The following is a 12,569-nucleotide window of genomic DNA, read 5'->3' as shown; positions in this document are numbered from 1 at the left end:
CTCAGAGGCCTTCCTGGGCGGCGAGGGCCCTGAGGTCGGTCTGGGGCCGCGCGCCGATGTGCTGGATCACCTCGGCGGCCGCGATCGCCCCGAGGCGCGCGCAATCCACGTGGTCGAGGTCGCGGGCGAGGCCGGCGAGGAAGCCCGCCGCGAAGAGGTCGCCCGCCCCGGTCGTGTCGACGAGATCGCGGATCGGCGAGGCCGGCACCGCCCGGGTCTCGCCGCGGGTGACGACCAGCGCCCCCTCGGAGGAGCGGGTGACGACGCCGAGGAGCCCCGCCTCCTCGCGCAGGGCCGAGAGGGCCGCCTCGGCATCGGCGGTCTGGTAGAGGCTCTTCAGCTCGTGGATGTTGGCGAAGAGGATGTCGAGGCTGCCGTCCCGGATCAGGCCGAGGAACTCGTCGCGGTAGCGGTCGACGCAGAACGCGTCCGACAGGGTGAGCGCGACCCTGTTGCCGGCCTGGTGGGCGAGGGTCGCCGCCTTGCGGAAGGCGTCCTTGGCGGCGGGCGGATCCCACAGGTAGCCTTCGAGGTAGACGAAGCGGGCGCTGCCGGCGGTCGCCTCGTCCACGTCCGCGGCGGTGAGGCCCTGGCAGGCGCCCAGATAGGTGTTCATGGTGCGCTCGCCGTCCGGCGTGACCAGGACGAAGCAGCGCGCCGTGGCCGGGCCCTCGCTCGTCGGCGCCACGTCGAAGCGCACGCCGGTGGCGGTGAGGTCGTGCCGGAACAGGCGGCCGAGCTCGTCGTCCCGCACCTTGCCGACGAAGCCGGTGCGCGCGCCGAGCTGGGCGGCGCCGACCGCCGTGTTGGCGCCCGAGCCGCCCGACACGATGGTCGCCGGCCCCATGACGCCGAACAGGTGCTCGGCCCGTGCCTCGTCGATGAGCTGCATCGCGCCCTTGTGGACGGATTCGCGCACCAGGAAGGCCTCGTCGGTCCGGGCGATGATGTCCACGATGGCGTTGCCGAGGACGAGCAGGTCGAGCGGAGCGGTCATGCGGCAACCCGGCGGGAGGGATCCTGGCCCGGCCTCTCGCATCCGCGGCCGGCAGGGTCAAGGTGCGGGGTCCTCAGCGCGCGGCGAGGAGATCCGCCACCGCGAGCGTCAGGCCGGGCGGGTCGAGGCGCAGGGTCCCGCGCGGGCAGATGCGGGTCTCGATCACGGACTCGCCCCGCCGGCGATGCAGCACTAAGGCCGCGCCGGGTGTCGACGACGAGGTCATGCGCGACGCTCGGCAGCGCGAAGTCGCCGACGAGCTTCCGAGAGGTCGACGCGCCGCGTCCCGGGAGAGGGGATCTCGACCACGATGACGGGGGCCGGGAACTCGTCGACCGTCATGCGAGGCTTCGGGTTCGGGTCCATGGCGTCGTCAGGATCGCGCGAAGAGCACGTCGAGCGGGAGATCGACGCCCGGAGGATCGAGGTGAAGCAGACCCGTCGCCACGATGCGGGTCTCGATCGCCTCGGCGGCCCGTCGGTGGTGGATGACCCGCCGACGATCAGGATCGACCAGCAGGTAATGGTGCAGGCTCGGCAGGCGGAAATATTCCACGAGTTTGCCCCGCTCGTCGAAGCGCCGCGTCCCCGGGGAGAGCACCTCCACGACGATGACGGGCGCGCGCACCTCGACGGCGTGCGGGTCCAGGGGGCCCTCGCAGGTGACGAGCGCGTCCGGCTCGTAGGCCGTGTGCTCGTCGATCCGCACCGTCATCCCGTCCGGCAGCATCTCGCAGGGATGTCCGGCCAAGCCGGCATCGAGCGCCTTCTGGACCGCGAATTTGAGGCGCGCGTGCTGCACCCGCTCGGGCGCCATGGCGACGACCTCGCCGCCGACGAGTTCGTGCCGGCCGGGCGCCGTCTCGCTCCAGGCCAGGAACTCGTCGACCGTCATGCGGCGTGTGCGCTGCGGGTCCATGGCTCCAGCCTAGCACGGAGGCCCTATTGCAGGGACTTCATCTCGCACGCGGCGTAGGCGGCGCTGGCATCCAGGTAGGCCCTGAGCTTGCCCGCGTAGGCCTCGGCGCTCGCCCGGTAGGCGGGCAATTTGGCGTTGTAGGCCTTCACCGCATCGTTGAACGCGTAGGCCTCGAAGCCGGGGCAGCCCGCCTTGACGGACAGGCAGGCGGGCTTCTCCGGCAGGGCCGGCTTCTGCGGCTTCTCGCTCGCCGCGGGCGGCGTCGGCGGCGTGCAGGCGGCGCGGGCCGGACCGGAGGCGGCGAGCGCGAGCAGGATCGCGGCGAGGCCGGGGTGGAACAGGCGCAACGGGGTCTCCTCGCTCGGGATCCGCGGCGGACCGGGCCGCTTCGGGCCTCACGCCATCGTGTGATCGCCCGCGCGGCAGGAGCGTAACCGAGTCCCCATCTGGCACGAAGTCCACCCCGTCACGCGTCCCTCCCCTTCCTCCGGTCCCGCATGCTCGCTCTTCCCTGGCTCGACCGCACCGGCCGCCTGTCCCGGCTCAAGCTCGCGACGTTCCTGGCGACGCTCGGCCCCGGGCTCGCCTACGCGGCGGCCTACGGCCTCGACCGGCTCGGCGCCAAGCCCCTCACCGCCTTCCTGCACGCGATGGGCGACTGGACGATCTACTGGCTGGTCGCCTCGCTCGCCGTGACGCCGCTGCGCCGCGTGGCGGACTGGCCGAGGCTGATCCTGGTGCGGAGGATGCTCGGCCTCGCGGCCCTCGCCTACGCGGTGATTCACCTCCTCCTCTACGCGGCCGACCTGAAGTTCGACCTCGCGCGGGTCGCGGCCGAGATCGTGACGCGCATCTACCTCGCCATCGGCTTTTCGGCGCTCCTCGGGCTCGTCCTGCTCGGTGCCACCTCGACGGACGCCATGATCCGCCGCCTCGGGCGGACCTGGACCCGGCTGCACCGCCTCGTCTACGGGATCGCCGCGCTCGGCCTGTTCCACTACTTCCTGCAGTCGAAGATCGACGTCTCGAAGCCGGTCTTCTGGAGCGGGCTCTTTCTCGCCCTGATGGGCTGGCGGCTGATGCAGCACCGCCGCATCGCCACCACCCCGCTCACCCTGGCGGGGCTGGCCGCCGCGTCCGGACTCGCCACCGCGGCGCTCGAGACCGCGTGGTACGCGCTCGCCACCGGGGTGCCGGCCGGCGCGGTGCTCGCGGCGAATCTCGACTTCTCCTACGACGTGCGGCCGGCCTGGTGGGTGCTCGGCACCGTGGCGCTCGCCGTGCCGCTCAACCTCCTGCGCGGGCGCGGCGAGCGGGCCCCGCCGCGCGCCGGGCCGACGCGATCCGGCGCCCCGCCGAGCCGGTCGTCGCCGCGGAGCCGTGACGGGCGCGCCGGCTCAGGCGCTCGCCCGGCGCGCGTCGCCGCGGCGCAGGAAGCCGGGGAGGAAGCCGCCCGCCCCGCCGAGGGAGGCGGCCTCCTGCGCCTCGCCCACCTCGATGGCGCAGGTCCACAATCGCCAGGGCGCCGCCAGCGGGAGGAAATCCGCCTCGTCCAGGATCCAGGACGCCGTCCCGCTCGGCTCGACCAGGAGGCGGAAGGGGACCGCGCCGGCCGGGCCCAGCAGCACGACCGAGAGGATGTTGCGGCCCGGATGCAGCCAGCGCGTCGCGTCGAAGGTGAAGCCGTCCTCGCTGCTCGGAAATTCGGTCAGTGCAGGCTGCGTCAGCGCAAAAGTATTGAGGCTCACGATCGCGCGGTCGCCTGCACCGGACAAAGTCAAATGCAGCCTCTCTCCGATGCGCAATCGCATGTCGCCCTCGGCCAGCAGCTCAAATCATCGTTTACATCGGCGATGCTTGCTGCTTCGCGGCCGCGTTGCAAGATGAACAATGTGTGAACATTCCGTTTACAGCACTCGCACAATTTTCGGTTGTTATCTCTACAGCCCCTCTCTGTAACGTGCACAGGTTATTGTTTTCGGGGCAATCGCATTTGATGCAATCCGAAGCGTTGCCGGACGATCGCCGCGCGCCGGCGAGGCAGGATCGGGCTTCCGCGAGCGTTCCGAGGGCCTTGCTGCGGAATGATGGCGCCCCGCGCGCCGGGCCGGATGCCTCGCCGGGCGCCGGCTCTGCATCGGCGGCGCGGCCCGTCCCCGCCCCTGCCGCTGCGTCCGGCGCCGCCTGCCCCTGGGGCGCCGGGGAGCGGCGCCGGTCGGCGCTGCAACCGGACGGCGGGGCCCGCGCAGCACCCTCGCTTCTTGACCGCAACCGCCCTATAAGCGCGGCTCCATCCCCGGGGCCCACCCGTGACCCTTCAGGAGAGGTGTGCAGGAGAGACCAATGAGCGAGCGCTGGACCCCCTCGAGCTGGCGGCGGCTGCCGATCCAGCAGGTGCCCGACTATCCCGATGCGGTGGCGCTGGAGGCGGTCGAACGTCAGCTCGCGAGCTTTCCGCCGCTGGTTTTTGCAGGTGAGGCGCGCAAGCTGAAGCGCAGCCTCGCCACGGTGGCGGCGGGCGAGGCCTTCCTGCTCCAGGGCGGCGACTGCGCCGAGAGCTTCGACGAGCATTCGGCCGACAACATCCGCGACTTCTTCCGCGTCTTCCTGCAGATGGCGCTGGTGCTCACCTTCGCGGGCGGCTCGCCGGTGGTGAAGGTCGGGCGCATCGCCGGCCAGTTCGCCAAGCCGCGCTCCTCGCCGACCGAGACGCAGGACGGCGTCGCCCTGCCGAGCTACCGCGGCGACATCGTCAACGGCATCGGCTTCACCGCCGAGGACCGGATCCCGGATCCGCGGCGGCAGGTCGAGGCCTACCGGCAATCGGCGGCGACGCTGAACCTGCTGCGCGCCTTCGCGACCGGCGGCTACGCCAACCTGGAGAACGCCCATCGCTGGATGCTGGGCTTCGTGAAGGACTCGCCGCAATCCTCGGCCTACGAGGACCTCGCCCAGCGCATGACCGAGACCCTCGACTTCATGCGGGCGATCGGCATCAACCCGGAGACGCACCAGGAGGTGCGCCAGACCGACTTCTACACGAGCCACGAGGCGCTGCTGCTCGGCTACGAGCAGGCCCTGACCCGGGTCGATTCGACGAGCGGGGATTGGTACGCCACGTCCGGGCACATGCTCTGGATCGGGGACCGGACGCGGCAGGCGGACCACGCCCACATCGAGTACGCCCGGGGCATCAAGAACCCGGTCGGGCTCAAATGCGGCCCGTCCCTGAAGCCCGACGACCTGATCCGGCTGATCGGCCTGCTCAATCCCGAGAACGAGCCGGGCCGCCTGACGCTGATCTGCCGCTTCGGCGCCGACAAGGTGGGCGACCACCTGCCGGGGCTGATCCGGGCGGTCGAGCGCGAGGGCCGCAAGGTGGTGTGGTCGTGCGACCCCATGCACGGCAACACGGTCACGGCGAGCGGCTTCAAGACCCGGCCCTTCGAGCGGGTGATGAAGGAGATCCAGGGCTTCTTCGACGTCCACCGGGCGGAGGGCACCTACGCGGGCGGCATCCACCTGGAGATGACCGGCAAGAACGTCACCGAGTGCACGGGCGGCGCGCGCGCGCTCACGGCGGACGACCTGCGGGACCGCTACCACACCTATTGCGACCCGCGCCTCAACGCCGAGCAGGCGCTGGAGGTGGCGTTCCTGACCGCCGACCTCGTCAAGCGCGAGCGGCGGGACAAGGAGCGGCCCCGGATCGAGGCCGCCGAGTAGCGCGGAGGGGGAGCCCGGGTCTCCCGCCCGGGTCTCCCGCCGACGCGTCGCGCGCCCGCCGCGGTGGAGGACGCGCACGGAGGCGAAGCGTCCGACCAGGGCGCCGCTCTCGCGATGGGAAGGAGCGGGCGCGGGGCCGGGCGCCCGGCCCTGCGGCGGCAGCGCCGCGGCGCGCCGCAGGCGCCGCACCTCGGCCCGCAGGGCGGCCTTCTCCTGCTCCGCCCGGCGCAGACGGGCCGCCACCGGAAGCGGCAGGCCGCCGAAGCGGCGCTTCCAGCGGTAGAAGGTGGCGAGCGAGACGTGGGCCGAGGCGCAGATCGCCCGGACCGGAACCCCGTTCTCCGCCTCCCGCAGGAGGAACACGATCTCCTCGTCCGTGTGCCGTGAGCATCGCATGCGGGACCTCCCCGTGCGCCGCTGAGGCAGCAAGAAGCGGACCTCCCCCGGGGCGGATGAGAATTTTCGCGCAAGAATCCTGCGCCGCCCACGCGGTGGGCGGTTTCGGCGGCAACAACGGCATGACCGGCTTCTCGCTGCTGTTCGGCTGGCCGATGGCGGCGCCCGCGACGGGGCTCGGGCTCGCCGGCATCCTCCTCGGCACACGGGTGGTGGCCCTGTTCCCGGCCCTGCGGGAGATCCGGCACCGGCGCGGCGGCACTCTCTCGGGCGGGCAGCATCAGCTCGCCCTCGCCCGGGCGCTCGCCACGCGCCCGCGCCTCCTCCTGCTCGACGAGCCGACCGAGGGCATCCAGCCCTCCATCGTCGCGGTGATCGAGGAGGTGATCGGGCTCAAGGGCCGGATCAGCGTGCCTTTGGTCGAGCAGCACCTCGATTTCGCGATCCGCCTCGCCGACGCCTTCGTGGTCCTCTCCCGCGTGGTCCTCTCCCGCGGCAGCGTCGTCGCGCAGGGCGACCGGGCGGCCTTGAGCCGCGCCGCACTCTCCCGTCACATCGCGGTCTGAACAAGGAGAACCGGATGCCGACCCACCACGAGATCCCGGCGACTCCCGAGAACATGGTGCTGGGCTATTTCGACGCCCGAAGGCCGCCCGTCCTGACGGTGGAGTCCGGCGACACGGTCACCCTGTCCTCGTTCCCGGCCGGGGGGCGCGAATCGCTCCATCCCGATCCCGCCCGGGTGCCGGCCGACTACCTCGCGGCGCTCGACGCCCACGCGCCGGGCTACGGACCGCACTTCGTCACCGGGCCGGTCCACGTGCGCGGCGCCCTGCCGGGGGACGTGCTGCAGGTCGACATCCTCGACATCGCGTTCCGCCAGGATTGGGGCTTCGTCGCCATCCTGCCGCTGCTCGGCACCCTGCCCGACGAGTTCACCGAGTACGAGACGATCCACCCCGACATCGACGTCGCGCGCGGCGTCTGCACCCTGCCCTGGGGCACCGACCTGCCGCTCGACCCCTTCTTCGGCATCCTGGCGACGGCCCCGCCGCGGGCCTGGGGCCGGGTCGGCTCGCCGGTGCCGCGGGCCTTCGGCGGCAACATGGACAACAAGGAGCTGAAGGTCGGCACCCGTCTCTACCTGCCGGTCTTCAACGAGGGGGCGGGGTTCTACGCGGGCGACGGGCACGGGGTGCAGGGCGACGGCGAGGTCTGCGTCACCGCGCTGGAGACCGGCCTCACCGGGACCTTCCGGCTCACCCTGCGCAAGGACCTCGACCACGCCTGGCCCTTCGCCGAGACGCCGACCGACCTGATGGCGATCGGCCTGCACGAGAGCCTGGACGAGGCGATGCGGCAGGCGGTGCGCGAGATGGTCAAGCACGTCTGCGCGCGCACCTCGCTCAGCCGCAACCAAGCCTACATGCTCTGCTCGCTCGCCGGGAACCTGCGCATCACCCAGACCGTGGACGGCAACAAGGGCGTGCACATGCTGATGCCCAAGTCTGCCCTGCCCAAGTCTGCCCTGCCGGCGGCGTGAGCCCGGCCGGCGCGGGGGCCCCGCCGCCCCGGCGCTCACGCCCCGTCGGGCCCGGAGCGCCTCTTGGCCTCCGGGGCCGCGGGGGAGGTGAGGATCGCGAGCACCGCCCTCGCGCCCGCCGCGAGAACGACGAGGTCGGCCTCGGTGGGGCGCACGCCGCGGGCGTGCCGGTCGAAGAGCCGCGCCTGCACGGTCTCCTCGACCTCGTGCAGGCTGTTGGACAGGGCCGGCTGCGTGGCGCCGAGCACCGTCGCGGCCTTGAGGAGGCTGCGGTGCAGGTCGAGGGCGTCGATCATCCGCAGCTGCGACAGCCGCAGGCGCTGATCGAGGAAGCGGCGGGGCATCGCGGCGGGTCCGACCGGGGACCGGCGCCTCAGCGCGCCAGCGGATCGGGCCGCATCTGCAGCTTGACCACCTTGGCGAGGGCGCCCTTGCCGCCCTCGCCGTGGAAATTCGCCCGCGTGCCCGAGGTCGTCCACAGCCCGCGGCCCTTCCACCCGGCCGCGGGGTCGTCGATGCGCCCGTCCACGTTCTTGCTGAAGAACCCCATCGGGTAGGGCACCCGCAGGGTCACGAACCGTTCCCCGACGAGGGCGAGCAGCGCCTCCCCGCCATTGGCCATGGCGACCGGCACGTCGCGCCCGAGCCCGAGCGTGTCGTGCACGTCGACCCAGACGTAGTAGGCGTGCTCGGCGCTCCCGGCGGGATCGGCGCCGCGGAATTGCGGCCCCGGGAAGCGGTAGAGCGTCCAGCCCTCGGGGCAGTGCCGGCCGGTCGCCGCCTCGGGCCCGTCGAGGCGCCCGGTGCAGCGGCGGCGGTCGAAGCGCGCGAGGTGCCCGCTCGCCAGCACCGTCCAAGCGACGCCCTGCGAATCCACGTCCACGCCGCGCGCCCCGAAGCTGCCCTCCGGCGGCTGGAACAGCTCGGCCGTCGCGGTGCGGCTCGGATCCGCCCCGGGCACGAGGCGGATGAGCAGGCTCGGCTGATCCATGCGCGAGAAGCCCGGCCCCATCGCCTGGCCCCAGATCACGTCCCCCTGCGGGCTCGGCGCCACGCCGTAGAAGGCCGCCCGCACCCACTTGTCCTTGCCGGGCTCGGCCGGCTGGTCGGGCCCGACGGAGGGCGCGCGCTGCCCGCTCCCGGTCAGGTTGGCGACGATCGGCGTCCAGCCCTGCGAGCCCGCCTCGTCGCCGCTCGCCGCGAAGGCCCGGGTGTTGAGCCAGCCGACGACCCCGCTCGCCGGCTGCCCGGCGCTGAGCCAGAGGGTCTCGTCGTGGTCGTAGCCGAAGACGAGGTGGTGGGTGGTGAAGCAGGTGTCGATCAGCGTCCAGCTCTCCGCCTTCGGGTCGTAAACCGAGAGCTGGCGCGCCGATTCCGACAGGGGCGCGACGGAGGCGGAGGGGTGGGAGGTCCGGCACGGGGCGGGGTTGGCGGCGGGGCGGATTCGGGCGGTGAACCACACCCGTCCGCGCCCATCCATCATCGGGTTGTGGATGCTGGCATGCCCGTCCCAGATCGGCGCGTCGCCCCAGAACACCGAGGGGCCGGCCGGAAGGTCGCGGCTGCTCGGCGTCGCCGGGTCGCGGACGGGGTGGCGGATCAGGCGCGCCACGTGGCGCACGGGATCAAGCACCGGCACGAGGTCCGAACTCTCCTCGGGCGAGCCGTAGATGGGGCCGTTCGCGTTGACGCGCGGGTCGCGCTTGTCGGTCGAGACCGCGTCGTGGAGGTACATCGGCGGCAGGCCCCAGTCCCAGAGGCTGATGACGAGGTTGCGCTCGATCCCGCTCGGCCGCCGCGGCGCGTCGAAGGGCAGTTCGCCCGCGGCGATGCGGTCGGTCCAGTCCGCGAACAGCGGCAGGGCCGCGTCCGGCCCGAGCCGGGTCAGGGTCAGCGCCATGTTGGCCATGGCTTGGCCCGATTGCAGGCGCCGCGCCCACAGCTCCGTCGAGGTGCGGAAGCTGCCGAGCGCCGGGCTCGGCGACCGCACGGTCTTAGACCCCAGCGCGTGGCAGGACTGGCAGGAATTCTTGATCGTGTCGATCCAGTCCGCCTGCGAGCGGATCCCGGCCGGGATATGGGCCGGATTGTCGTCCGATCCCGGGAAGGCGTCGGCCGGCGGCAGGCGCAGCATGGAGTACCAGTAGACGCCCGGGTAATACTCGGCCGCCGCGGCGGCGCTCGGGGCCGGCCTGGCGGCGAGGTGCAGGACCTGGCCGGGGCGGGCCTCGGCCCTGTCGGAATCGACGAGGCCGTAGCCGCGCACCCAGACCCGGTAGCCGGCGGCGGGCAGGTCGGGGATGACGAAGCGGCCGGCCTCGTCGGTGACCACGACCTTGGCGAAGCGCGTCGGCAGGTCGGCGGTCTCGGCGATCACCCAGACGCCGGCCTCCGGTCCCTCGGGCCCGGTCACCTCGCCGCCGAGATCGCCGGGCCCGATCGCGACCTCCGGCGCCGCGCGGGCCGGCGCGGCACCGGCGAGGAGCGCGAGGAGCGCGAGCCGCGGCAGGGCGGACCGGAGGTCAGTGGCGGCACGCATGCGTCGTCCTCCCGCGGATCGTCTCGTCATGCCTGAGAACTCGATCGCGCGCGGTCCAGGACAAGGTTCCGCGAGCGACGGCGCCGTCGGGGGCCGGGCCCCGGCCGCCGGTCCGTCCTCACCGCGGCCGATCCGGCCCGGCCACGGTCGCGTCCTGGCCGTGGGCCCTGAGCGCCGCGGCGACCAGGCCCTCCGCCTTGGCGGCCTCGACGAGGTCGCGCAGGCGGCGCAGCCCCGCCTCGCGGCCCGGCCGCATTCCCACGGCCTGCGCGATCGCCATGAAACGGCCCGGGATCACGCGCAGCCCGGGATGCGCCGCCGCGTAGGCCTTGAGCGGCTGCGCCACCCCCGCGGCGGCGTCGAGCTCCTGCGCGGCGAAGAGCGCGAGCGCCTCGGCCGAGGTCGCGGCGCGCACGAGCTGTGCCCGGCGCAGCGTTCGGCTGAGGTGGAGGTCGTAGGCGCTGCCGCGCCCGACCGCGATCCGCACCCCGTCCCGGTCGGCATCCTCGACCGTGCGCAGGGACGACTCGGCACGCACCAGGTAGGTCCCCTCGATCAGCAGGTAGGGGGCCGTGAAGGCGATCGCCTGGGCGCGCTGCGGGTCGACCGCGAGGAAGCAGATGTCCCAGGCGTCCCGCGTCGCCGCGTCCGAGACGAAGCCCGCCCCCTCGTAGGTGACGAGCACGACCGGGACGCCGAGGCGGCGCCCGAATTCGCGGGCGAGATCCACCGAGACGCCCTCCGGCGCCCCGGTGGCCGGGTCGCGCCGGGCGAGCACAGGATTGCCGAAATTGATCGCCGCGCGCAGGACGCCTCCCGGCGCGAGATCCTGGCGCGCCGGGTCCGGCGCGCCCGGCGCCAGGTCCGGCGCGCCCGGCGCCAGCTCCGGCGCCGTCTGCGCCCGCGCCGGCCCGGCGAGGGCGGCCGCCAGGGCGGCGATCAGGCTCAGGCGGCGCATCCGCGACGCCGTCAGGTGAGGCGGAAGCGCAGCTCGCCCAGGCCCTCCAGGCTGCAGGCGACCTCGTCCCCGGGCTTCAGCCATTGCCGCTCGGCGCGCGGCTTCTTCTCCCCGAAAATCACGCCGTGCGGCGTTCCCGTGTAGAAGATGTCGCCCGGCTTGATCGTCATCATCTTGGAGGCGAAGCTGATCAGCTGGCGGCAGTTGAAGATCATGTCGTTGGTGTTCCAGTCCTGCCGCTGGACGCCGTTGACCCGCGTCTCCAGCCGCAGATTGTTGGGGTCCTTCACGAGGTCGCTGGTGACGAGGTAGGGGCCGAGCGGCGCGAAACCGTCCGCCGTCTTGCCGATCATGAATTGCGACGTCAGGGTCTGCAGGTCGCGGGCGCTGAAGTCGTTGCCGGTGGCGTAGCCCGCCACGCAGTCCAGGGCCTCCGCCTCCGACACGTTGGAGCATTCCCGCCCGAACACGATCACCAGCTCGACCTCGTAGTCGAACTCGCGCGCGACCGCGGTCGGCAGCTTGATGGTGCCGCCATGGTGGTTGAGCGCGTTGTTGTACTTGTTGAAGAGCGGAGGGTCCTTGGGGATGGGGGTTCCGGTCTCGGCCGCGTGGTGCCGGTAGTTGAAGCCCATCATGATGATCTTCTCGGGCCTCGTGACGAGGGGAGCGAACCGCACGGCCTCCTCGCGCAGGTAGAGGGTGTCCGGCCCGCGCGCCGCCCCGTCCGCCACCGCCCGGAGCAGCCCGCCCTTCCCGTTCTGCAGGAGGTCGTCCATGTCGGCGGGCGCGGGCAGGCCGAGGCTCGCCGCGGCCGCGGTCACGTCGAGGATGCCCCGCTCCGTCTTGACGCCGAGGCCGTAGCCCCCCTGGCGCTGCATGTTGAGCAGCGTCATGCCCCGCGGCATCTCGAAGGAGGCTGCCGCGGCCGCCGCCCCGGTCCGCAGCCCCGCGGCCGCCCCGGCGCCGGCGGCCGCCAGCCCGGCCGCGCCCATCAGGAAATCGCGACGATCTGCCTGCATGTCCGTGTCCCTCCCTGCAGCATCGTCCGACGACGCGGCGACCGGTTCGCCGGACGACGTGCGGCACAACCAAGAGCCGGCCGTCGCTTTCGTTCCAGCCCGCACCGGACCGGCGCAGGCGGGGTCGGGCGATCCCGGCGAGCCGGCTCGCCGCATCGTCGTGCCGCCGAACCGGTGACCCCACCGGCGCGGGGCGCTCAGGGCGCCGCCGTCACCTTCCGCTTCCAGAGATCCCAGGCCCGCCGGTGGATCTGGTCGAGCGCCCTGTCGGCCTTCTCGGCCTCCTCGCGGGCGAGGATGACGGGCGGGCCGTCGAGCGCCCTCGCCTGGCTCTGAATGCGCGCATTCAGCTCGGTGGAGACGCCCCGGAGGACCGCCGGCGGCAGGGTGGGGCCGACCGGGCGAGGCAGGCCGCTCGGGCGCCACCCTCATGGGCGGGCTCCTTCCGGGGCGGCCGTGACCCGGCGCG

General features: G+C 73.0%; 12 protein-coding genes and 1 pseudogene. 5 read left to right on the top strand and 8 right to left on the bottom strand.

Annotated elements, in window-relative coordinates:
* Position 1: 1 nt before the first annotated feature.
* The 3 genes from QA634_RS08290 to QA634_RS08280 form a co-directional block, all read right to left on the bottom strand.
* Entirely contained in the window at positions 2-997 is a 996-nt protein-coding gene (locus tag QA634_RS08290; RefSeq protein ID WP_012331543.1) for an adenosine kinase, read from the bottom strand.
* A gap of 373 nt (positions 998-1,370) precedes the next feature.
* Complete coding sequence (locus tag QA634_RS08285; RefSeq protein ID WP_018262064.1) at positions 1,371-1,892, bottom strand: Uma2 family endonuclease; 522 nt, start codon at positions 1,890-1,892, stop codon at positions 1,371-1,373.
* 47 nt (positions 1,893-1,939) lie between these two features.
* Positions 1,940-2,263, bottom strand: a complete 324-nt coding sequence (locus QA634_RS08280; RefSeq protein ID WP_012331542.1) for a hypothetical protein — start codon at positions 2,261-2,263, stop codon at positions 1,940-1,942.
* Positions 2,264-2,413: 150 nt separating this feature from the next.
* Between QA634_RS08280 and QA634_RS35545 the strand changes: the two genes are divergently transcribed.
* Both QA634_RS35545 and QA634_RS08270 read left to right on the top strand, forming a co-directional pair.
* On the top strand, positions 2,414-3,814 hold the full coding sequence (locus QA634_RS35545; protein ID WP_341850692.1) for a sulfite oxidase heme-binding subunit YedZ: 1,401 nt from the start codon (positions 2,414-2,416) through the stop codon (positions 3,812-3,814).
* Between the two features lie 445 nt (positions 3,815-4,259).
* Complete coding sequence (locus tag QA634_RS08270) at positions 4,260-5,642, top strand: class II 3-deoxy-7-phosphoheptulonate synthase (RefSeq protein ID WP_012331539.1); 1,383 nt, start codon at positions 4,260-4,262, stop codon at positions 5,640-5,642.
* Between the two features lie 246 nt (positions 5,643-5,888).
* Here QA634_RS08270 and QA634_RS35835 read toward each other — a convergent pair.
* Positions 5,889-6,038, bottom strand: a pseudogene (locus QA634_RS35835) (transposase); the annotation flags it as partial.
* Between the two features lie 56 nt (positions 6,039-6,094).
* On the opposite strand from QA634_RS35835, the gene QA634_RS08265 reads away from it, so the two are divergent.
* Positions 6,095-6,604 (top strand): ATP-binding cassette domain-containing protein, encoded by a 510-nt coding sequence (locus QA634_RS08265; RefSeq protein WP_083784649.1) that lies wholly within the window; start codon positions 6,095-6,097, stop codon positions 6,602-6,604.
* Between the two features lie 14 nt (positions 6,605-6,618).
* A complete protein-coding gene (locus QA634_RS08260; protein ID WP_012331538.1) occupies positions 6,619-7,581 on the top strand; it encodes an acetamidase/formamidase family protein in 963 nt (320 codons plus the stop codon).
* Between the two features lie 35 nt (positions 7,582-7,616).
* On the opposite strand, the gene QA634_RS08255 is transcribed toward QA634_RS08260, so the two are convergent.
* The 4 genes from QA634_RS08255 to QA634_RS08240 all read right to left on the bottom strand — a co-directional run bounded on the left by QA634_RS08255 (position 7,617) and on the right by QA634_RS08240 (position 12,100).
* Positions 7,617-7,925: a helix-turn-helix domain-containing protein gene (locus QA634_RS08255; RefSeq protein WP_283027386.1), complete on the bottom strand. Its 309-nt coding sequence runs from the start codon at positions 7,923-7,925 to the stop codon at positions 7,617-7,619.
* Positions 7,926-7,954: 29 nt separating this feature from the next.
* Positions 7,955-10,120, bottom strand: coding sequence for a carboxypeptidase-like regulatory domain-containing protein (locus QA634_RS08250; protein ID WP_012331537.1), 2,166 nt, complete (start codon positions 10,118-10,120; stop codon positions 7,955-7,957).
* A 118-nt stretch (positions 10,121-10,238) separates the two neighbouring features.
* Entirely contained in the window at positions 10,239-11,078 is an 840-nt protein-coding gene (locus QA634_RS08245) for a transporter substrate-binding domain-containing protein (protein WP_012331536.1), read from the bottom strand.
* Positions 11,079-11,089: 11 nt separating this feature from the next.
* Positions 11,090-12,100 (bottom strand): fumarylacetoacetate hydrolase family protein, encoded by a 1,011-nt coding sequence (locus tag QA634_RS08240; RefSeq protein ID WP_012331535.1) that lies wholly within the window; start codon positions 12,098-12,100, stop codon positions 11,090-11,092.
* Here QA634_RS08240 and QA634_RS08235 point away from each other — a divergent pair.
* Complete coding sequence (locus QA634_RS08235) at positions 12,099-12,278, top strand: hypothetical protein (RefSeq protein WP_150108607.1); 180 nt, start codon at positions 12,099-12,101, stop codon at positions 12,276-12,278. The genes QA634_RS08240 and QA634_RS08235 overlap by 2 nt on opposite strands.
* Positions 12,279-12,569: the final 291 nt, after the last annotated feature.

The organism is Methylobacterium sp. CB376 (genome assembly GCF_029714205.1).
In the GTDB taxonomy this organism is placed as follows: Bacteria; Pseudomonadota; Alphaproteobacteria; order Rhizobiales; family Beijerinckiaceae; genus Methylobacterium.
The sequence above is the reverse complement of the archived record's forward strand: the minus strand, read 5'-3'. Positions and strand labels throughout refer to the sequence as shown.

Coding starts and splice junctions, on each gene's coding strand:
- QA634_RS08290 (WP_012331543.1), bottom strand. CDS start 997: ATGACCGCTCCGCTCGACCTGCTCGTCCTCGGCAACGCCATCGTGGAC.
- QA634_RS08285 (WP_018262064.1), bottom strand. CDS start 1,892: ATGACGGTCGACGAGTTCCTGGCCTGGAGCGAGACGGCGCCCGGCCGG.
- QA634_RS35545 (WP_341850692.1), top strand. CDS start 2,414: ATGCTCGCTCTTCCCTGGCTCGACCGCACCGGCCGCCTGTCCCGGCTC.
- QA634_RS08270 (WP_012331539.1), top strand. CDS start 4,260: ATGAGCGAGCGCTGGACCCCCTCGAGCTGGCGGCGGCTGCCGATCCAG.
- QA634_RS08265 (WP_083784649.1), top strand. CDS start 6,095: ATGAGAATTTTCGCGCAAGAATCCTGCGCCGCCCACGCGGTGGGCGGT.
- QA634_RS08260 (WP_012331538.1), top strand. CDS start 6,619: ATGCCGACCCACCACGAGATCCCGGCGACTCCCGAGAACATGGTGCTG.
- QA634_RS08255 (WP_283027386.1), bottom strand. CDS start 7,925: ATGCCCCGCCGCTTCCTCGATCAGCGCCTGCGGCTGTCGCAGCTGCGG.
- QA634_RS08250 (WP_012331537.1), bottom strand. CDS start 10,120: ATGCGTGCCGCCACTGACCTCCGGTCCGCCCTGCCGCGGCTCGCGCTC.
- QA634_RS08245 (WP_012331536.1), bottom strand. CDS start 11,078: ATGCGCCGCCTGAGCCTGATCGCCGCCCTGGCGGCCGCCCTCGCCGGG.
- QA634_RS08235 (WP_150108607.1), top strand. CDS start 12,099: ATGTCCGTGTCCCTCCCTGCAGCATCGTCCGACGACGCGGCGACCGGT.
- QA634_RS08240 (WP_012331535.1), bottom strand. CDS start 12,100: ATGCAGGCAGATCGTCGCGATTTCCTGATGGGCGCGGCCGGGCTGGCG.